Origin of the sequence: Streptomyces sp. NPDC005438, assembly GCF_040606315.1 — a bacterium.
In the GTDB taxonomy this organism is placed as follows: domain Bacteria; phylum Actinomycetota; class Actinomycetes; order Streptomycetales; family Streptomycetaceae; genus Streptomyces.
In genome coordinates this window covers 99667-120242 of sequence record NZ_JBEXEP010000010.1, presented here as the reverse complement: position 1 = coordinate 120242, position 20576 = coordinate 99667, and the positions used below count along the sequence as shown (strand labels likewise).

Below are 20576 nucleotides of genomic sequence, written 5' to 3'. Positions count from 1 at the left end.
GGAGGAGCGCACCATGTCGTACCCGCGAGACCGCTACCACGGAGACAAGGGCGAAGTGAACGCGGTCTTCCGCCCGGCCGACAGCCCACCGGACATCTCCGCGCCCGGCGCCACCACCCGTTACCTCGCCACCAACGAGTCAACCGGCGGCGAATTCGGCCTGTACAAGGTGGAGTTGGGCGCGAGGTCCGCTGGGGCCAAGACCCACTTCCACAAGGCGATGTCGGAATCCTTCTACGTCCTCTCCGGCGAACTGGAGCTGTACAACGGCGAGAAGTGGGTTACCGGCCGCGCGGGCGACTTCCTGTACGTACCGGTCGGGGGCCTGCACGCCTTCAGGAACGTCACCGACGAGCCCATGTCCATGCTCATGCTCTTCTCCCCGGGCGCCCCACGCGAGGAGTACTTCGAGCGGGTCGGTGAGATGGCGCGACAGGGCGGCGAAGACCTCAGGCAGTTCCGCATCCGCCATGACAGCTACTTCGTGGAGGACTTCGTGGAGGACACCGAGTCAGGACAGGAGTAGTGCGGGGCCGTCGCGGGACTGTCGCCCCCACCCCGCCCGCACCACCGGGGAGGGGCCGGCCAGGGCGCGGCCCCACCGGACCGGTGCAGCCGCCCGGGTGTGCCCCCACCGCGAGGGCCGGGTGGCGGCGGTGGCCGGTGACGCTTCCCCGTACGGGCCCGTGGGTCGCGGTACGGAAGCGTCAACCGGTCGACCGGGGAGGGGAGTCGGGCCACGTCGGAGGCGTTCAGTCAGTTCGGCCGCGTACCTGCCAGGACTCCACCTGGAGCATGTAGCGCGCGTCGAGTTGGCTCAGCGTTGTCGGCTCCCCGGCACCGCACCGTTCGCCGAGTTCGACCAGCGCCTCCGCCGATCCGTAGTGGGGCTCGGCCATCGCCGCCACGGTGCCGTCGCCGAAGGTCAGGCGCAGAACCACGTGGTCGACCGGGGAGCCGGTCGAGTCGCCCGGCTCGGTGTACGTGAAGAGCTGGGCGGCCACCGCCTCGTACCGCGCGGCACGCACCGCGCCCCGGGTACGTTCCAGCACGAACCCCCGCACGAACCGGTGCAGCAGACAGCGCCCGGACAGGGCGTACAACAGCCCGGCCCAGGCCATCGCGCACGCGATCCCGAAGAACGCCAGCCCCATCAACGCGAACACGATCCGGCCCGCCAAGGGCACCGCGTCGGTCCCCAACAGGAAGTAGCCGCCCACCACACAGATCACCACGAGCAGGAGACCCGGGACCAACAGGGCCGACTCACGACGCGAGTTGACCGCGAACGAGTCCGACCACTCCCCCAGCGCCTCCGCACGCGCCACCTCGGTCGCGCGGTCCGTCAGCGCGGACGTCGAAGAGAACACCCGTACCCCCTCCCCCTGGGCCAACCCCCGTCCGGGCCCCCACGGTCGGCCCCTCGGCCACCGACCAGCCTACGTACCCCGCCGCCGCCGGCATCCCGCCCGGCCCGAGTGCGGGTTCCCGGGCCCCCGGCCCTTCCCGGTCACCAGGCCGGAGCAGCCCCTGGGCCCTCAACTGGGCCGCGCGCCGCGTCGGCTGGCGATGTGCTCCTCCAACGCCCCCCACTTGGCCGCCTGGAACTCCTCCGCCGTGAGGTCCCCGCTCCGACGCCGTTCGCTCAGCCGGCGCAGCCGGGCGGAGAGGTCGATACCGGGGTCCCTGGAGTACAGGTCCTCCCACAACTCGTCGTCCCCGGGCGCGGGGAACTCGGTCTTGAGCTGACGCCACACCTCGAAACGCCTCTCGTCCGGTACGAAGAGGGCCCCCGCCCGCAACCGTGCCGGGTCGTCGGGGGTTCCCCGGTCGTACACGGCGACCAGCGGGCGGTACCGCAACTCGTACGGGAGCGGCGCCGGTACGTCGTGCCGGGTGCCGCTCCGGTCACGGAAGGCGATCACGGCCGTACCCCCACCGTCGGGCCCCCGCTCCCACCCGTACCCCCGGGCGACCGCGACCTCCCGGTCACGGCCACGACGCGGATGCCCGTAGAAACGGCGCAGGTCGACCAGGCTCCACCAGCACAGGACCAGCGCCCCGACCGCGACCACGCCGGCCACCAGGACCGCGCCGGCGACCTCGGGGAGCGGGATGTCGTAGTCACCCACGCTGCCGTACCACCCCCACGTGGCGCCCGTCGCCCCGCACGCGACCGTCACGTACACGGCGGTGCGGCGCAGCGCGCCCCAGGCCAGGCACGTGAACAGTCCCCCGACGATCACGGCGAGGGGAAGCAGGAGCAGCGCGCCGTCGTCGGAGGACCAACCCCCGTCGCTGGTCCGCGTCCACTCGATGGTCGGCATCAGCAGCGTGCCGTAGTAGCAGCACAACCCCACCGTGGCGAGGGCCAGCCCCCCGGTGAGAGACGTGCGCGCGACGTGCCGTCGATAGCGAGGAACCACCGTTCGACCCTCCCCCCCTGAAGCTCCGCGCACCCTCGGCACGCGGCAGCGTGATCGCGGTCTTCATCTTCGCCCACCACGGGGTTACCGTCATCCCCACACCAGAATTTCGGGGAGGCGTAACCGCCGTGGACAGTAGGCGAGTTCGGGAGAGTCCGTCGCTCAGATGGTTCTCGCGCGTCGGTCTGGGGCTGTTCGTCCTGTCCGCCGTGCTGACCGCGCTCCTCGCCCCGTACGCCCGCAACTACGCCTCGTCCTTCGTGTTCCTCACCCTCTGCCTGCCCTGGGTCTGGGTGTCGCTGAGAGCGGCGTTCTCCCAGGGGCCCGACGAGTGGACGCGGTACGGGCGGGACGGCATGGCGCGGATCGGGCCGCTGCGCGTGACCGACACGGACGAGGGCGGCACCCCCTACTACGCCACCACCGGCGCGCTCCGCCCGAACGGCGAGCGGCTGTCCCTGGAGAGGTTCAGCGAGCGGGAGGAGTGCGAGGAGGTGCTCGACGCCCTGGGTGTCGTCCCGGTCCGGTACCTGCCGGAGACCGGGCGCGCGCACTTCCGCGACGACCTGGTCCGCATGGTGCTCGACTGTGAGGACCCCCTCGCGCCCTCCCCCGAGCGGGCCACCTCCTGAGGCTCCGGGTTCCCGGGTGGCCGACTTCCGGGGTCCGGTTTCCGGGTGGCCGGTTTCCGGGGGCCCGCTCCTGGGGGTCCGGTTTCCGTGGGTCCGGTGACCAGGGGTCCGGTTCCTGAGGGGCGGTCACGGGCACCGAGGCGGCCGGCCCGGGCCCACCCCGGTCGAGCCCCCTGCCGTTGGCCCGGCGTCGGCGGTCCCCGACCCGCCCACGAAGGGCCGCGCCCCTGGACGACGCCGTCGCCGTCGCCATCGCCCGGTGGCGGACCTACGATGTCGCGATGCTTCCCGAGCACGGCGCCACCCTCGACGACGAACTCACCGCCCTCGACGCACTGCCGTTGGAGGAGCTGCGCCGACGGATGGCGATCGTGACCGAACTGACCGGTACGGCCGCGTCGTGCTCCCAGGTCACCCGCCGCTACCGGCTGCCCGGCGGAACCCGTTACGCCTGGAACGACAGCGGTGGCACCTCGCTGTACGTCTATGTCACCGACGACGGACGTGCCCTGCTGGTCACCTTCGAGGCCGACCACCAGCTCAACATCGGTTTCGGTGACGAGGACCACCCGTACCTGCGGGCCATGCTCCAGGGCGTGCCCTCGGACCTGTTGCGGATGACCGAGGTGCCGGGCCAGGACTCCGGCGACCGCTACCCCGACCTCACCCTGACCGACCCGGACACCGGCCGTCGCCTGCTCGCCGCGACCGGGGTGTTCTGGTACGACGGCCAGCGCTGGCGGCACGCCGCCGAGGGGGTGCTCGCGGCCTGTGCCTGGGAGGGGATCGAACCGACCGAGGAACCCACCGTCGCGGCGTCGGTGTACCTCCTGGGTGAGGAGTTCACCCCCGACACCTACTTCACGCGCTGGTGCGACGACCCCGCGCTGTCCCCGGAGCGACGGGACCACCTCCGCGACCTCGTCGCCACGGCGTTCCGACGGCACCCCCGCTGACCAGCGCCCACCGTGACCGTTCGCCCCGTCGGAGGCGCCCGGCCCCGACCCGACTCGACGGGCGGCCTGACCGGACGGCCTGCCCCGAGGGGACAGCGCCAACGGCCGGTCACCGCGGGGCCGTTCCCCCGTGCCCCGCTCGCTCTCGACAGGTCCGCTCGCCGGTCGGTTCGGCGTCGGTCGACCGGCGTCCGCCCACGGGCCGGTCACCGGACGGCGCGCTCACCCGCTCCTCGTCGCTCACGTGCTCCTCGTCGCTCGCTGTCGAGGGCCCCGCTCGCCCCTGGCCAGAGTCGGGACGCGAGCCAGGGCCCCGACAGCGAGCGACCAGATGAGGTGCCCGTCCTCCCCCGTCAGGGCGGACGCGTACGTATCGCGGCCACTCGGTGTCAGCCAGAGCCGGAAAGGCGGAGGCGCCCGCCTTGCCGACCCGCTCTCCCGGCACTGCCGGGGCCGACCTGACGTGGGCTACGCCAGCGAGCGCAGTACGGTCATCGCCGCCGTCTCCCGCTCCGCGATGTCCTCCAGCAGCTGGCTCGCCTCCGTCAGGTACTCCCGTCTCCCGGTGGCGCCCGCGTACTCGACGCGCTCGGCGACACTCGTCCACAACAGAGCGGACTCGGCGAAGAGGTCCCGGCCACGACCCACGAGCACCCCGCCCGGCCGCCCTTCGAGGAGCCCCTGACACTCGGTCAGGAAGTCCCGGTACAGGTTACGGAACAGCGCCCCGCCGGTGCCCGCGTGTTCCATCAACATGGCGATGAGGGCGAGATCGCGACCAGGGTCCTCGACCCGGTCGAACCAGGACGGTAGCCGCCGGGCGGCCGTACGGACCCCACGGTTGCCGAGGTTGGCGATCGGCGGGGTCAGAAAGGTCTCGGCGCACTCGGTGATCGCGCTGACGACGGCCGGGACGAGTTCCCCGGGACCGGTGCCGGCCGCCTCCCGCACGGTGAAGGACCTGTGGCGGGCGGCCATCGGACCCCGCGCGGCTCGCGCTCGGGCCAGGCTCTCCAGACTGGTGGACACCGCCCCGCCCTGCCGCGCGGTGTCCACCAGGTACGCCCGCTCCTGGTCGTAGCCGTACAGGGCGACGACGTGACCGGCGAAGTGCACCCGGGAGCCGAAGTACTCCAGGTCGTGACTGTCGAGTTGCAGCCCTACGGGCGTCCCCTCGTCGATCCGGGCACGCACCTGGTCCCAGGCCCTTCGCGCGGAGGTCGTCTCCCGCACGTCCAGCTCCCACCCCAGCCGCCGCGCCAGGTTCCGGGTGATCTCAAAGGGCTTCACCCTGCCACCCAGAAACGGCACCGCCTGCCGCTTGGAGTCCCAGTAGACGAAGGACAGCCCGCTCCCCAGCCCGAAGATCATGGGTTCGGACAACTCCAGCCCGGCGTGGGCCAGGAGCACACCCAGCGCCGTGGTCTCGCAGTGTGAACCACCGGAGGTGGGGAGCCCGTCGATGATCGTCCCCAGGGGCGCATCCGACTCGGTCCTGTCACTCATCGGGCAACCGGACTCGTTCGGCGAGCCACGACCTCTCCGCCTCCAGGAGGCTCAGGGAGTACGAGAAGACCTCACGCGCGGCACGCGGCAGAGGGGCCTGCGACCGTTCGGCCTCCGTCACCTCCGCGATGCGGGCCTCGACCCGCCTCAACCGGCCGCGCAGGGCCTCGTCGTAGGTCCGCTCCGAGATCAGCGGCAGGTTGGCCAGCCCCACCAGGACCGGGTGCGAGACCGCCCGGAGGTCGGCGATGAACGCGAGGGCCTGGTCCGCCGCGACCCGTTCGCCCTCCTCGGTGGCCTGGAACACCCGCCTCGACGAGCCACCGGTACGGTCGCCGTCGTCGCGGACGAGGCCACGCTTCTCCAGTTTGGCCAGCACGTAGTAGATCGACGAGAAGCCGATGTCCGTCCACCGCCGGACACCGCGCCGCTCGATCACCTGCTCCAGGTCGTAGCCGTGCCGGGGCTCCTCCACGATCAGGCCCAGCACGGTCAGTTCGGCGGGGGTCAGTTCCACGCGACTATTCTAGTGCTAGAAGTCCGGGGCGGCACCGCCAGAAACCGGAACCTCCCCCCTGTCCCCTGCCGGATGGTGCCGACGCGGACCGATGCCGGTACGTGCCCCCGCCCGAGGGTGGTGAGCCGCTGTCCGGCCCGTTCACCCCCGCCAGGGAGCCGGCCCCACATGTCCATGAACTGGGCCGAGGAGACCGCAGTCGCCCCAACCGCCCCCGGACGAGGGCGGGTTGGGGCGTGGGGCCGGGAGGGGCCGGCGACTTTCCCCTGGACGCTCACCCCTGGTCGGTACCACGGGCGTCCCCCGCGCGAGGTCCGCTCAGCCTGTTCCCGGGCTCAGCCCCTCGGCTCGTACCTCAACCTGAGCGCAGTCGGGCGCGAAGGACCTCCGCGCCGTCGCCCCCGAGGTCCTCGCAGACCGCCGCACGGCCTGCCATGGCCATCACCAGGGAGAGGGTCGGCCCCCGGAGCAGGTCACCCGAGCCGGTGGTGAACGGTCCGTCCGTGGCCTCGATCCGCAGGCCCGCGACGGCGGTCCTGCTCGCCACGGTGAAATCCCGGCTGGCGAAGAACCGGGCCACGGCGGTCGTCGTGGCCACCGGGGGTGTCCGCACCAGACCCAGTGGCCGACGGATGTCCTCGCCGTGGACGACGATCTCGCCCAGCCAGGCCGCGGTATGTCCCGTCGGCCCCGCGTGCCCGTCGACGACGTCGCGGAACCGCCGCAGGGTCTCCTCGGGTGTGGCACCACGGTGCTTCGCGAGCCGTCGGTCGTTGTGCAGACCGGGGTCGAACCGCGCGGCCACCATACTCAGCAGCCAGCGCCACATCCTCGTACGGGCACCTGCCGTCAGATGGGCCACCACCTCCTCCACGGTCCAGCGTTCACACAGCGACGTTCTCGCCCACTGGGCCTCGCTCAGCCCGGCGAGGTCCCGCGCGAGCGCGGCTCGCTCGACGTGGATCGCCCGTTCCAGAGCCTCGCGGGTTTCCAGCACGTGCGGTTCAGCCATGAGGCGCCTCCAGAGATCAGGTGTCCCCCATCAGACCCCTCTCACCGCCCAAACTCATCGACCACGCACGAGTAAGCGAGCCCCGCGCGGCCTTCCGGTAGCGAAACGGGTCCCGCCCTCGCACGGGATCGATCGCCGACCTGGGCGTTTTTCGCGACTGAGGCGGCCGTGTCTGACCACTCGGGGCGAGGGGGCTGACCGCGCCGGCGGACGCGGTGCTGTGTGCGCCAGGTGCGGTACACCCGAGCTGACGCTCCTGCCCGGGGAGACCGCCGCCGACAGGGAGGGGCGCCCCCTCTCCCGTACGACGGCTCCTCAGGCGCTCCTGAGGACGGCCACCACGAGCGGAGTGACTTGGTGGCCCGCCGAAGAAGGCTCGGGTCAGCCCAGGTCCCGGAACGCGTTGCCCTCCGGGTCAGCCGTCACCGTCCACGGCACCTCGGTCTGCCCCGGGTCGACGGTCGCCCGCCCTCAACTCCCCCAGACGCGCGACCAGTTCCCTCCGATGGGTCTCGGGGGTGGTGGCGATTCCGAGGTGTACGCGGTACCGCCTCGCCAACGGGGCCGACCCGTCGGAACCGAGCGGTTCCCGATGGGCGACCTGTCCAGAACCGGCCGAGTACCGCCTCGTCCCGGGCCCGGTGGGGAAAGGGGGCGCCTGTCCTACCCGGCTGGAATGCTCCACGGATGGAGATGACCGTGCAGCTGACCATCGACTGCTCCGATCCTCAGCGGATGGTGGCCTTCTGGGCCGAGGCCCTGGGCTACGTGCCCGAGCCTCCGCCGGACGGACACACCAGCTGGCGCGCCTACTGGGCGGCGACGGGAGTGCCCGAGGAGGAGTTGCCGGACAGCGCCGGGGACCTGCCGGAATCGATCGTCGACCCCGAGGGGCGCGGACCACGGATGTGGTTCCAGCAGGTTCCCGAACCGAAGACCACCAAGAACCGGTGGCACCTCGACCTGAAGGTGGGCGGAGGCCGTGACGTTCCCCTGGACGTCCGCGCCCAGCGGGTCAGGGACACCGTGGAGCGGCTGGTCCGAGCCGGCGCCACCGTGCTGCGGATCAACGACGACCCCGACGCGGGGTTCTACGCCACCGCCATGCGGGACCCGGAGGGCAACGAGTTCGACGTCGTCTGAGGGCGCGGGAGCGGCACGACCTCAGCCGTCCGTCGCGGGTCACGACCCGTACGGACGCTTCGCGACCGATGCGGGGCCGTGGTGTCGGGTGGTGACAACCCCGGGGGGAACGGGGGCGGTTGGGCACGCACCCCGACCGGGTGCCGTTGCTCGTGGTCGCCCTGGCCCCACTCCTGGGGTCACCCGTAGGCCGGGCCGGGCCGCCACCGGGGGCGGCCCCGGACTACGGGACCGTGGCCCGGGTTCCATGGCCCGCGCGGGTCCCGGCCGGTGGCGGCGGGGTCATACGGGGTGGCCGTCGGGCCCCGGTACGAGCCGAGTCAGGTACCCGTACCCCTTCCAGCAAGGGCACGCTCCGGGGATGCCATGCCACGGCACGTTGGGCACCACGTCCCCGACCACTAGGGCGCGCCGCTCACGGCTATGCCGCCACGGTGGGCACGAACCCCACACGCGGACGGCCGGCTCGTCGAGGTCCCCTGAGCCGGCCGCCCGTGGAACCCTCGCCACGGACGACCGGGTGCCACCGTGGGCCGGAGTGGCCCTCGGACCGGGGTGGCGGGGGCTACTTCTCCGACTTCGCGGACTCGCCGACCGTCGGGTTCTGGCCGGCCAGCAGGAGGGCGATCTTCCTGCCCAGGTCGAGGAGTTCGTACTTGTCCACGCTGTTCAGGGTCCGACCGAACTCCGCGAACGTGTGCAGCACGCTCTTGAACTCCGCCGTCCGCAGCTCCTTGGGAAGAGCGCGGAAGATCTTGGCCCCGTCCTTGCTGGCCGGGTCCAGGAGGTCGAGCACGTCGGCGACCTGCGGCAGATTCGGGCTCGCCTCGTACATGTGCAGCGCGGAGATGAGCAGGGTCAGGGTGGCCGCCCCGACCATGCCCCCGCCCTTCACCGCGTTCGCGATGCTCTCCAACCGGGGCGGCAGGTTGGCGGCACTGCTCGCGGCGATGTCGGCGATGGCCGCCGCCAGGAGGGCGCCTCCCTCGCCGAGTTGGGCGAGTTGCCTCGTGTCGAGCTTCACGGCGATGCCGGCGAGGTCGCCGATCGCGGCGGCACTCTTCTTGACCAGTTCGGGCGACAGCGAGGGGTCCTTGCTGGCGATCTGGTCCGCGATGAGCGTGGTGAGCTTCTTCTTGGATATCTGGACGTCGTCCTTCGGGGCGACGTTCGCGCCGGAGAGGAAGGTCTTGACCAGACCGTTGAGGTTCTCGGTCTCCTTCTCCAGGTTGGCGAGCGGGTTGTCGGCGTGGGCCCGGTGCGCCCGCTCGCTTCTCACCTGCTCGCTTCCCGCCTGCGCGGGCAGCGTGGTCAGCACGGTGGTCGCCCCGACACCGAGGACAAGCGAACCGGCCACGATGGCCGTGGCGCCCTTCTTCCTTATCCCCAGCCCTTTGATGTATCCGATAGTGGCCTTCATCCGAGTCCTTTCACTTCACATGGCAGGGCGGCCCCCGCCTCGACGCGAGAGAATTCGATGACCGCCCGGAGGGGGCGGCGTTCGACCACTGTTTTAGGAACGCACTCTCGTGGGATTCCGTTGAGAATTCGACGACCTCGACCCTCGGGGTTTCCGCACCTCCCAGGCGCTTCTTCCACGAGCGCGAGAAGGGAATTCCGCCCACCCTCCGCCGCCCCGAATTCCGCCCGAGACAACCGAGTTCACCTCGCCGCCGGCACGATACACGAGCGTATCGAGCAGGAACAGCCCCCGTAAGAACCACCCGTATCCACGAAAGAGAAGCACTCGCGCTTGAAAATTCCTTCCACCGGCGTAAACCAATAAAGAACGATTACGCGGCTGGCCTTCGGCGACCTTTCCCCATTCGGTTCACCAAAACCGACCGAAGAGACAAAACGGCTGATACCGCATCCGTCCATCCGCCCTCCGTGCCCTCACCCCTTCCCGACAGACGGCAGCGGACGGGCCGACCCGTCGCCAGACAAGGCCGAGGTCACGCACTCGTCATGCGTGGGTCGCCGGTTCGACTCCGGCAGGAGGCTCGGGCAAGGGTCAGGTCAGACGGTGTCTGGCCTGACCCTTTCTCGTGGAACGGGGCGACCGGGGGTGGGAGCACCACTGTCCTTCGGCGTAGAGGTAGAGGTTCTTCTCCGTTGTGCCGGCGCCTGGCCCATGGGCCAGGCGGCCACGCTCGCCAACCCGCTCACGCTCGCGATCAACGCCCCCGCCGGGCCGAGTTCCTAGGCGGGTCGCCCCAGTGCGGTGCCCAGTCGTCCCAGGCCACGGACGATGACCTCGGCGACGGTACGGGCATACAGGCCTTCCGGGTCCAGGTCCGGGTCGAACACCGTGACCGAAGCGCCGAGCGCGGCCGGAGCCAGCCGGTCCAGGAGCGCGACCAGTCCGTCCACCGGAAAGCCGCCCGGGTCCGGGCTGTCCACGGCGGGCATGACCTCAGGGTCCAGGACATCGACGTCGACCTGTAGCCAGTACCCACGGCCGACAACAGCCTGAACGCGTTGGGCGAGCCGCGCGGGAGGCTCGGCGAGGGCGTCAGCGGACGAGACGACGAGGCCGAGTAGACGTCGCGCCTCCTCCGCTCCCTCATCGTCGTCCCGGTGTCCGACATGGGCGGTGCGATCGGGGCTGAAGTAGGGCCGGTAACCGTCGACATCGGCGATCGCGTCCCAGTGCAGGCCGACGGCGGCGGCGAGGTCCTCGCCCGCGACACTCGCGCATTCGTCGCTGTTGCCGGGGTGCCGGAAGTCCGTATGGCCATCGACGTGCACCAGCCCCACACGCCCTCGACGCGACAGGGCGAGTCCGGCACCCACGAGGAGACTGCAGTCGCCGCCGATGACGAGCGGCGCGTCACCGGCATCCCACACCGCGTCGAGCCGGTCCGCGAGGAGTCGGGAGTGCGCGACGATCGCCCGCTCGTTGCGTACGTGACCCGGCCCTCGCGTGGCGTCGTCATCGACGTACCGCCCGGGGAGGACGACGCCGGCATCTCGCGCCCCCGTACGCGCGAGCCGCTCGTGAAGGCCGGCTTCTCGCAGCGCTTCCGGGGCCTTGTGGGTGCCCGGAACCGCACCGGTCTGCGGTGGACGCAAGCCGAGATTGGTCGGTGCGGAGACGAGAGCGATCATGCCGCAATGGTGGCAGAACGTCCTGGATCGTCGAAGTCCGCCGCGATGACGTCGAGTTGGCCTCCCCTCGGGCCACCACGCGTACACGCTCGGGCCCGGACGCCCACACCGGTGTCCGTCGCTGAGTATCCGTCCTTGGCCTTCGGTCGCCGCCCAGCGCCCTCACCGCCGACAGACAGGCCCCACTGGAACGCCAGGACCCAGGTCAGGACAGGTGTGCCGAGCGGGCGGGGGCGGTGGCCGTCGACTGGGTGCCGGTGAACCGTCGAGACGGGACCACGACGGACGTACCCGGTACCGGGGCCGTCTGAGACTGGGCGGACGCGCGTACGCCGGGCAGCGGGCCACGGCCCTCCGCAGAGTGGGACCTCTCCGCGAGCGACACCGGGAACGTGTCGGCATCCCCTCGTCCAACCCCGACCACGGGAACCTCCAGACCCTCAGGACTCGGGAAGCCCCCGTAGCCGTAGGGGCTGGCCTCGTGGCTCCGGGAGCGGGTTGTCAGAGGGGTGTGCCAGAGTCCCCCCATGCTCGAAATCGTGGTGAAGACGGAGAACTGGGAGCGGCACGTCCGTGTGTCCGCCGGGGAGTTGGCGGGGCTGGTCCGGCGGATCGGTGGTGGCGGAGACCGGTTCCTGGTGGTCCAGCGGATACCCGACCTGCCCGATGTCTTCGTCCAGGTGTGGCACGAGGCCGGTGGTGACTACCAGTTGGAGTACCGCGACGGTGCCCCTGACCGGCACTTCCAGGCGATGGTCGCCGGGCCGGAGACCGTGATCGCGGTCCTCACCGGTTGGGCACACCAGGAGGCCGGATGGAACGCTGGTCTGGCGTGGTCGTCGCTTAACCTGCCCCCCAACCGTGAGGCGCCGCCCCTCGACCTCGACGATGACGAGCGCGAGGAGTTGGAGGAGGAGGTCCGTGGGGCGTTGGTGGGCGGCTACGTCTCCCGTGCCGAACTGGCAGAGATCGCCGAGGAGTACCTGGTCACCAGCGACCGTCGGCCCGTCTCCCGCGAGCAGGCACAGGCGCTGGCCGACCGGCTGTGGCTGGAGCGGGTCGCGGAGCAGGCCGAGTTGGAGGGCGAGACCGACCCCGAGCGGCTGACCCGCGCGTTCGCCGCTCTGGAGGAAGCCGGTGTCACGGCCCGCGAGAACTTCGCCTGTTGCCGAAACTGTGGCCATGCCGAAATCGGCGGCGAGGCCAGGCCCGACGCACGGGGCTTCGTCTACTTCCACCGTCAGTGCACGCCCACTGCCCCGGTCGGCCAGCGACTGACGCTCCTCTACGGCAGTTTCGACGGCTCGTCCGAGACCACCGTGGCCATAGGCCACGAAGTCGTGGCCGCACTCGAAGCGGTCGGGCTCCACACCGAGTGGGACCGTGACCCCGCCCGGGCCATCACCGTCACCCCCCTGCACTGGCTACGTCGCCTGGTGGGCTAGGGACTGCCCGACAAGGACCAGACCCACGGGAAGTGAGGCGAGAGGGACGGCGCCCTTGGCACGCCCTGCCGCCCCGCCGTGTCCCGTGGCGAGGCCGCGACCTGGGATACGACCGGTGAAGGCGTCGTTCGACGACCTTCCGGCCCCTGCGGGGTTGCTCGTCGTATGACGGCGGGCGGCCACCGACAGGGACGGGTCGCAGTCGGTGAGAGGGCTGATCCGCGCGCCCGGGGAGGTCGGGGCGATGTCGCGCCGCCGTAGCCGGGTGCGGATCGCCCCGGAGCTGTCGTTCCCCTTGCCGGGTACCGAGGACGTACGGCGACTGCCGCCAACCGGCTGCCGTGGGAGGGGTGCCCGAGCCCGGACGTTCCCGTTCGCCGTGCTCACCTTCGCCGGTGGCACCGCCCGCGCCCGGACCGTCGCCGGGACCGAGGCGCGGGACCGACCCGTAGTCCTCGGGTGCCGAACTGCCGGGCCGGGTAAGGGTGGTGAGCGAGTGGACCGTAGCCCGTCGTGCCCGACCCGCTCACCTGGCTCTTACCACCGGAGGCCGGCCCACGCGCCGCTCCGACCCGGAACAATCCCACGATCGAATGACATCCTCGCGGCCTCCGTCACACAGTGCCCGGCCCGTTGATCATGTGGGGGTGACTCATCGATTCCGAATCGGCCGCCGTCGGGTGCTGTACCCGACCGGCGCCGCCGCACTCTGTCTGCTGACCGCGCTGTCCGCGCTGCCGGCCGCCGCCCAGCCCGACAGCCCCCGGTCCGACCAGGCCGGTCCCACCGCCCGGCCACCCGCCACGCCCGCCGAGGCGCGCACCGCCGCCCATCTGGAGTCCGTACGCGACGACTCCGACCGGCTGCGGGACTTCTTCCAGAAGCTGCCCAAGGGCGGCGACCTGCACAACCACCTTTCCGGTGCCGTCACCACCGAGTACCTCATCAAACTCGCCGCGCAGGACGGGCTGTGCATCGAGACGAAGACGATGACCGCGGTGCCGCCGCCGTGCGGGGACGGCACCCGCCCGGCCGCCGACGCGCGTACCGACAAGGCGTTCCACAAGGAGCTGGTGCGGGCCTGGTCCATGGAGGACTTCCCGCAGGGCGAGTCCGGGCACGACCACTTCTTCGCCACCTTCGGCAAGTTCGGCGAGGTGACCTGGCGCCACCCGGGCAAGCTCCTCGCGGAGGTGGCCGAGCACGCGGCCCAGCAGAACCAGTCCTACCTGGAGACGATGGCCACCCCCGCCTCCGACGGGGCGAAGAAGCTCGCCGCGGAGGTCGGCTGGGACCCGAACCCGGCACGGATGCACCGCAAGCTCCTCGCCGGGGGCAAGCTGGACCGGCTGGTGACGCAGGCGCGGAAGGAGGCCGACAGCACCAACGCCGAGTTCCGTGCCGAGGCACGCTGCGACACCGCGCACCCCGGCCGGGCCTGCCAACTGCCCGTCCGCTGGATCTCGCAGGTCTCGCGCGGCAGTTCACCGGAGCGCGTCTTCACCCAGATCGCCCTGGGCCTGCGGCTGGCCGAACGCGACTCCCGGTTCGTCGCGGTCAACCTCGTCCAGCCCGAGGACGGGGAGAGCGCACTGCGCGACTACCGGCTCCAGATGCGGATGCTGAACCACCTGGGCGAGCAGTACCCGAAGGCCCACATCACCCTGCACGCCGGGGAGTTGTGGCCCGGGCTGGTCAAGCCGGAGGACCTGTCCTTCCACATCGGCGAGGCGGTCAACGTCGCGAAGGCCGAGCGCATCGGCCACGGCGTCGACCTCGTCCACGAGGACGACTGGCAGCGACTGGCCCGCACCATGGCCCGCCGGGAGACGGCCGTCGAGGTGCCGCTCACCAGCAACGCGCAGATCCTCGGTGTCAAGGGCGACGACCACCCGTTCCAGACCTACCGCGCCCACGGCGTACCCGTCGTGCTGGCCACCGACGACCCGGGCGTCTCCCGCATCGACATCAGCCACGAGTACCAGTACGCGTCCACCACCTACCAGCTGCGCTACCCCGAGCTGAAGGACCTGGCGCGGGCCTCGCTGGAGTACGCCTTCCTGCCCGGCCGCAGCCTGTGGCGCGGCAACCCGACGCGCGACGGCTACCGGCCCACCTCGGCCTGTGGGAAGGAACGCCCCGGCAACGGCAGGCCCGGCGGTGCCTGTGGTCGTCTCCTGGCCGACAGTCCGAAGGCTGCCGCCCAGTGGCGTCTGGAGTCCGCCTTCACCACCTTCGAACGCGCACACTCCAGCAAGCACTGACCCCGACCCCACCACGCGCCCCGACCCCGGCCAAGGAGCCGGGGTCGGGGCCCCTCAGTCCCGACACGACAGACACCGGGGGCACCACGGGGCGGGGCCTCCACCAGGGCACGGGGCACCAGCACCTGACCGCAGCCGGGATCGAGTACCGAGGCACGGCCCGCACACTCGCCCGTGCCCACTGACCCCGGGCAACGGCGCGGTCGAACGCCCCACCACACCCGGTTCGACGCATCGGCCCCACGCCCCTCGACGCACTCGGAAGCCCTCCGCCCGTCAGCCCGTGGCCAACCGCGCGAGCCACCGCACCTGGAGGGTCCTCAGGGACCGGTCAGGCGCCGGCCCCACCACGGTCGGCGGGACCGATAGGGGTGGAGGTGGGCGAAGGGGTCGGGCAGTGTTCGGCGTTCCAGTTGCCGGTCCAACGGGGCCACGAGGGCGGCCAGTTCACGCCGTGGCCTGCGGGGCAGTCGTTCCAGTACCTGTTGGATACGGTCCCTGGCCACCGCCACGTCCTCCAGCTCACAGTCGGGGCACGAACAGTCGGACAGCGGAGTGTAGCGGTACCGCCCGGGACCGGCGAGGAACCGCCGATACGTCTGGAGTGCGGCGTGGGTGGTGCCGGGGTCGAGGGAGTCGACCGCCTTCGCCTCCCGCTCGATCCGTGCGATGGCCGCGCGGGTCCGAGCGGACACCCCGTCGATGTGCGGGCGCGGGAAACGCGTCCCGCCTCGTGGCGCACGCGGCGCGTGGGGCCGTCTACGCGGCATCGCTCCCGTGGTGGTGGGTCATGGCGCCGATGGTGCCACCGGCCCCAATCGGCCGTCCACGCCATTGTGTTGGCGGGCAGGACGCTCCCTCACTCCTGCTCCGGGTGGCCACGGCGGACCTGACCAGTGGAGAGCCCGAGGTGCCCCTGGTCGAGGTGATCCCTGTCGGCGACGACGGGGCGCGGGTCGGCGTGGGTGTCCGTGACGAGCGGAACGGGACGAACGCGACGGGCCGCCACGAGGGGGTTCGCCGAGTGCGTCGTCCCGTGCCGTGACGAACGGCGCCGGTCGCCCGTACGCCTCCGGGTGCCTGGTCGGCCTCCGCCTCCCGGGCGTGACCCGGGACGTCGCGGTACTCGACGTCCCGCCAGGGCGATCCCGGTCGCCGCCCCGTGCCACGAAGGAGCTCCCTTGGGGTCGTCCGAGCGTCCGACACAGGTGAGGTAGCCGTCGTCGTCCAGGGAACCCATGCCGCCGGTGCGCCACTACCGGCGGCATGGGCGTACGGCGGCGGACCCGCCAACCCGCCCACGCCCGGGGCGAGTTGGCGCGCCGTCGGGACCCGGTGACGCCCAGCCGGGCTACTCGCGGTACTCGGTGCTGACCGGGCCGGTCGACTCGGCGGAACGAGCCGCGTGGGCGCGCAGCTCGACCCGTCGGATCTTCCCCGAGATCGTCTTGGGCAGGTCGGCGAACTCCAGCACCCGTACCCGCTTGTACGGGGCGAGGGTCTCCCGGGAGTGGGCGAACAGGGTCCGCGCGGTCTCCTCGTTCGGCTCCCAGCCCTCGGCGAGCACCACGTAGGCCTTGGGCACGGCCAGGCGTACCGGGTCCGGGGAGGGCACCACGGCGGCCTCGGCCACCGCCTCGTGCTCCAGCAGGGCGCTCTCCAGCTCGAAGGGCGAGATCTTGTAGTCCGACGCCTTGAAGACGTCGTCCGAGCGGCCGACGTAGGTGAAGTAGCCGTCGTCGTCCAGGGAGCCGATGTCACCGGTGCGGTAGTAGCCGCCGGCCATGGCCTCGGCGGTGCGCTCCGGGTCGCCGTGGTAGCCGGTCATCAGCCCGACCGGGCGGGGGTCCAGGGCGAGGCTGACCTCGCCCTCGCGGACACCGGGCTGGCCGGTGACCGGGTCCAGCAGCACCACCTCGAAGCCGGGGGCGGGTTGGCCCATGGCGCCGACCCGGGGTTCCCGGCCGGGGAAGTTGGCGATCTGCACACTGGTCTCGGTCTGGCCGAAGCCGTCCCGGATGGTGACGCCCCACTCGCGCCGTACGTGCTCGATCACCTCGGGGTTGAGGGGCTCGCCGGCGGCCAGCAGTTCGCGCGGGGGCTGGCGCAGCTCCTTCAGGTCCGCCTGGATCAGCATCCGCCACACGGTGGGCGGGGCGCAGAAGGTGTCCACCCCGGCCCGGTCCATCTCGGCCATCAGTCGGCCGGCGTCGAAGCGGGCGTAGTTGAAGACGAACACCGTGGCCTCGGCGTTCCAGGGGGCGAAGAAGTTGGACCAGGCGTGCTTGGCCCAGCCCGGGGAGGAGATGTTGAGGTGGACGTCTCCCGGGCGCAGTCCGATCCAGTACATGGTGCTCAGGTGGCCGACCGGGTACGACAGGTGGGTGTGCTCCACCAGCTTGGGCTGCGCGGTGGTGCCGGAGGTGAAGTACAGCAGCAGGGGGTCCTCGGCACGGGTCGGCCCGTCGGGCTGGAAGCCGGCCTCCATGGCGTAGGCCTCCTCGTAGGCGAGCCAGCCCTCGGGGGGCGGGCTGGACTCCCCCACCCGGATGCGGCCGTAGTCGCCGGGGAGGTCGGCGAACTTGGCGGTGTCCTCGGCGCGCACCATCACATGGCGGGCGGCTCCGCGCTCCAGCCGGTCCCTGAGGTCGGCCGGGCCGAGCAGGGGGGTGGCCGGGATGACCACGGCGCGCAGCTTCATCAGGGCGAGGAGGGTCTCCCACAGTTCGATCTGGTTGCCCAGCATCACGATGACCCGGTCGCCGCCGGCCACTCCCCTGGCGCGGAGCCAGCCGGCCAACTGGTCGGAGCGGTGCCGGAGTTCGTCGAAGCTCAGCTCCCGGGTGGTGCCGTCCTCCTCGACGATGCGCAGCGCGACCCGGTCGTTGCCCTCGGCGATGTGGTCGAACCAGTCCAACGCCCAGTTGAAGTGGGAGGGGCGGGGCCACTCGAAGCTGGCGCGGGCGGTGTCGTAGTCCTCCCGGTGTCGCAGCAGGGTGTCCCGGGCCGCGCGGAAGGCTTCGGTACTGGCCGAGGGTGTCGACATGGCTCCTCCGTTGATCAGTGTGCTCTGCGAGCATCGTCCGTCCGGTGTGGTGTGATCCGCCACCCCGGGGACGGGGTTTCGCCCTGCCGTCACCCGGTGAGGTCCGTTCACCGGCGGGGGGTGACGGTCCGCGCCACGGCCCGCCCGGGGTGGGTCCCGCCGCCCGCCGGGGCGCCGAGTCCCTTGCCTCGCGGGCCACTTGGGGCACCGGCCCACCCCGGTCCCGACACCCTCGGCGGGGCGTTCGAGGCTCCCGCCCGGTCACCGCCGCGCACCGAACCGCTACGGTCTGGCGTACGGCAAGGCGGCGGGCGTGTGGAGCACGGGGGAGGACAGCAGGTGGTGACGGACCAGGCGGCGGGGCCGACGCGGGGGGCCGCCCGGCGGCGGGGCGGGGGCTGGCCGGTCCTGTGCGCGCTGACCCTGCTGGGGCTGAGCGCGCTGCTGGGGGTGCGGGCGGCGGACCTCGACGGGCCCACCCCGGTGCCCCAGCTGCTGGCCTTCCTGCCGTGGCTGCTGGTGCCCGGCTGGGTGGCGCTGCTGTTCGCGGTGCTGTCCCGACGCACCCTGCTGGCGTTGTGGGCGGTGGTGGTCCTGGCGTTCACCGGCTGGTACGTCCAGCCCTACGGGGACGACGCGCGGGCCCGGGACGGTGAGGAGCGGGCCCGGTTCCGGGTGCTGACCGCCAACCTCGGACGCGGGGGTGCCACCGAGGAGTTGCGCCGTTTCCTGCTGCGGGAGAAGCCCCAGGTGGTGGCGGTACAGGAGTGTGAGCGGCGCTGTGTGCGGATGCTGGCCGACTCCCGGGTGCGGGAGGTGTACCCGTATCGACTCGTCGACACCGACGGGCGCACCACGGCCGCCGGCTCGGCCCTGCTGAGCGCCTTCCCCCTGAGCGACCGGGGACAGGTGCCGGCCACCATGGCCCAACCGGGGGCCACCCTGGAGATCGGGGCGCTGACCGTACGGGTGCAGGTGGTGCACCCGATGCCGCCGATGCACGACGACGTACCGCGCTGGGAACGGGAGTTGACCACCCTGCGCAAGGTGGCCGCGAGCCGTTCGGCCGGCACCCCCACCGTGTTCGCCGGGGACTTCAACTCCTCCCAGGACCATGCCGTCTTCCGCCGGCTGCTGGACACCGGGCTGCGGGACTCGGCGCGGCTGCGGGGGCAGTCGCGGACCCCGACCTGGCCCACCCACACCGCTCCCCCGCTCGGCGCCCAGATCGACCATGTGCTGGTCAGCCGCCAACTGGAGCCCGCCGAGGCCCGGTTCGTGGACCTGGCGGGCAGCGACCACCGGGCCCTGCTGGTGGACCTCAAGCTGTACTGAGCGCGGCGCCCCGGGGCTCAGGCCACCGGGTCCAGCCGGCGGGAGGCGTGGTGGATGGGCAGTCCGCCCCCGGTCAGCGGCAGCCCGCTGCCCCCGTAGCGGTCCGCCACGATCTGCGCGGCGATGGACAGCGCGGTCTCCTCCGGGGTACGGGCCCCCAGGTCCAGTCCGATCGGGGAACGCAGTCGGGCGAGTTCGGCCTCGGTCACCCCGGCCGCCCGCAGCCGCCGCGCCCGCTCCTGGTGGGTACGGCGGGACCCCATGGCGCCCACGTAGCCGACCGGCAGGCGCAGGGCCCGTTCCAGCAACGGCAGGTCGAACTTGGCGTCGTGGGTGAGCACGCAGATCACGGTGCGCCCGTCCACCGGGGTGCGCTCCAGGTAGCGGTGCGGCCACTCCACCACGACCTCCTCGGCCTCCGGGAACCGCTCCGGGGTGGCGAACACCGGCCGGGCGTCACAGACGGTGACCCGGTAGCCGAGGAAGGCGCCGGCCCTGGTCAGGGCGGCGGCGAAGTCGATGGCGCCGAACACCAGCATCCGGGGCGGTGCCTGCCGGCACTCCACCAGCAGCGCCCGCCCGGGCGCGCACCGCTCCCCCCGGGCCCGGTCGTCCTCCGTGCCGTCGTCCCGGGTCGGCGCCTCGCCGACCAGCGGCCGGAACACCTCGGTGCGGCCCATGGCCAGCCGGGCCCGTGCCTCGGCCACCGCGAGCCGCTCCTCCTCCGGCCCCTGTCCCAGGTCACCCCGGTGGTGGCCGTCCTCGCCCACCAGCAGGGCGCCCGGGCCACCGTCCAGGGGGCGCACCAGCGCCCAGCCGGGCCCGGGCTCCGCCGCGCGGGCCAGCAGGTCCCGCAGCGAGCTGTCCCGGGGTACCGGTTGGACCAGCACCTCCAGGGTGCCGCCGCAGCTGAGGCCGACCGCCAGGGCGTCGTCCTCGCTGTAGCCGAAGCTCTCCCGACGGGGACGTCCGTCGGCCGTCGCCTCCTGGCACAGCGCGTGGACGGCCGCCTCCACACAGCCCCCGGAGACGCTGCCGAGCACCTCGCCGTCGGCGTCCACCGCCATGGAGGCGCCCGGGCCCCGGGGCGCGCTCCCGCTCACCCCGGTCACGGTGGCCACCGCGAACTCCCGCTCCTCGGCGCACCAGCGGCTCAACTCCCGCGCCAGATCCAGCATGGTGG

Annotated in this window: 17 protein-coding genes; 7 read left to right on the top strand and 10 right to left on the bottom strand. The window is 72.1% G+C overall.

Translation table 11 applies throughout. The features are described 5' to 3' along the window. Positions 1-13: 13 nt before the first annotated feature. Positions 14-526: a cupin domain-containing protein gene (locus tag ABZT14_RS20880; protein WP_356304930.1), complete on the top strand. Its 513-nt coding sequence runs from the start codon at positions 14-16 to the stop codon at positions 524-526. 226 nt (positions 527-752) lie between these two features. Here the strand turns inward: ABZT14_RS20880 and ABZT14_RS20875 are convergent, their stop codons facing one another. Then, positions 753-1370, bottom strand: a complete 618-nt coding sequence (locus tag ABZT14_RS20875; RefSeq protein WP_356304929.1) for a hypothetical protein — start codon at positions 1368-1370, stop codon at positions 753-755. Between the two features lie 168 nt (positions 1371-1538). Continuing rightward, positions 1539-2426, bottom strand: a complete 888-nt coding sequence (locus ABZT14_RS20870; protein WP_356304927.1) for a hypothetical protein — start codon at positions 2424-2426, stop codon at positions 1539-1541. Between the two features lie 128 nt (positions 2427-2554). On the opposite strand from ABZT14_RS20870, the gene ABZT14_RS20865 reads away from it, so the two are divergent. Further along, positions 2555-3058: a hypothetical protein gene (locus ABZT14_RS20865; protein ID WP_356304925.1), complete on the top strand. Its 504-nt coding sequence runs from the start codon at positions 2555-2557 to the stop codon at positions 3056-3058. 281 nt (positions 3059-3339) lie between these two features. After that, positions 3340-4014, top strand: coding sequence for a hypothetical protein (locus ABZT14_RS20860; RefSeq protein WP_356304923.1), 675 nt, complete (start codon positions 3340-3342; stop codon positions 4012-4014). Between the two features lie 468 nt (positions 4015-4482). Here the strand turns inward: ABZT14_RS20860 and ABZT14_RS20855 are convergent, their stop codons facing one another. From ABZT14_RS20855 to ABZT14_RS20845, 3 genes are all read right to left on the bottom strand, one after another. Further along, positions 4483-5520 carry a BtrH N-terminal domain-containing protein gene (locus ABZT14_RS20855; protein WP_356304921.1) on the bottom strand — a complete coding sequence of 346 codons (1038 nt, stop codon included), beginning with the start codon at positions 5518-5520 and terminating at the stop codon, positions 4483-4485. After that, positions 5513-6037 carry a PadR family transcriptional regulator gene (locus ABZT14_RS20850; RefSeq protein WP_356304919.1) on the bottom strand — a complete coding sequence of 175 codons (525 nt, stop codon included), beginning with the start codon at positions 6035-6037 and terminating at the stop codon, positions 5513-5515. Before ABZT14_RS20850 ends, ABZT14_RS20855 begins: the two co-directional genes overlap by 8 nt. Before the next feature lie 355 nt (positions 6038-6392). After that, complete coding sequence (locus ABZT14_RS20845; protein WP_356304917.1) at positions 6393-7049, bottom strand: maleylpyruvate isomerase family mycothiol-dependent enzyme; 657 nt, start codon at positions 7047-7049, stop codon at positions 6393-6395. A 687-nt stretch (positions 7050-7736) separates the two neighbouring features. Here ABZT14_RS20845 and ABZT14_RS20840 point away from each other — a divergent pair. Then, positions 7737-8192: a VOC family protein gene (locus tag ABZT14_RS20840; protein WP_356304915.1), complete on the top strand. Its 456-nt coding sequence runs from the start codon at positions 7737-7739 to the stop codon at positions 8190-8192. 565 nt (positions 8193-8757) lie between these two features. On the opposite strand, the gene ABZT14_RS20835 is transcribed toward ABZT14_RS20840, so the two are convergent. Continuing rightward, positions 8758-9612: a hypothetical protein gene (locus tag ABZT14_RS20835; protein ID WP_356304913.1), complete on the bottom strand. Its 855-nt coding sequence runs from the start codon at positions 9610-9612 to the stop codon at positions 8758-8760. Between the two features lie 782 nt (positions 9613-10394). Next, positions 10395-11303 carry an arginase family protein gene (locus ABZT14_RS20830; protein ID WP_356304911.1) on the bottom strand — a complete coding sequence of 303 codons (909 nt, stop codon included), beginning with the start codon at positions 11301-11303 and terminating at the stop codon, positions 10395-10397. A 527-nt stretch (positions 11304-11830) separates the two neighbouring features. Here ABZT14_RS20830 and ABZT14_RS20825 point away from each other — a divergent pair. Both ABZT14_RS20825 and ABZT14_RS20820 read left to right on the top strand, forming a co-directional pair. After that, complete coding sequence (locus ABZT14_RS20825; protein ID WP_356304909.1) at positions 11831-12748, top strand: hypothetical protein; 918 nt, start codon at positions 11831-11833, stop codon at positions 12746-12748. 680 nt (positions 12749-13428) lie between these two features. Continuing rightward, the gene (locus ABZT14_RS20820; protein WP_356305172.1) at positions 13429-15012 is read left to right on the top strand and encodes an adenosine deaminase; all 1584 of its coding nucleotides are present in this window, start codon (positions 13429-13431) and stop codon (positions 15010-15012) included. A gap of 320 nt (positions 15013-15332) precedes the next feature. Here the strand turns inward: ABZT14_RS20820 and ABZT14_RS20815 are convergent, their stop codons facing one another. Both ABZT14_RS20815 and ABZT14_RS20810 read right to left on the bottom strand, forming a co-directional pair. Next, positions 15333-15707: a hypothetical protein gene (locus ABZT14_RS20815; RefSeq protein ID WP_356304907.1), complete on the bottom strand. Its 375-nt coding sequence runs from the start codon at positions 15705-15707 to the stop codon at positions 15333-15335. A gap of 656 nt (positions 15708-16363) precedes the next feature. After that, positions 16364-18058: an AMP-binding protein gene (locus ABZT14_RS20810; RefSeq protein WP_356304905.1), complete on the bottom strand. Its 1695-nt coding sequence runs from the start codon at positions 18056-18058 to the stop codon at positions 16364-16366. A gap of 339 nt (positions 18059-18397) precedes the next feature. On the opposite strand from ABZT14_RS20810, the gene ABZT14_RS20805 reads away from it, so the two are divergent. After that, positions 18398-19393, top strand: a complete 996-nt coding sequence (locus tag ABZT14_RS20805; RefSeq protein ID WP_356304903.1) for an endonuclease/exonuclease/phosphatase family protein — start codon at positions 18398-18400, stop codon at positions 19391-19393. Between the two features lie 17 nt (positions 19394-19410). Here the strand turns inward: ABZT14_RS20805 and ABZT14_RS20800 are convergent, their stop codons facing one another. After that, positions 19411-20571, bottom strand: coding sequence for an XdhC/CoxI family protein (locus ABZT14_RS20800; protein WP_356304901.1), 1161 nt, complete (start codon positions 20569-20571; stop codon positions 19411-19413). Between the last annotated feature and the right edge of the window lie 5 nt (positions 20572-20576).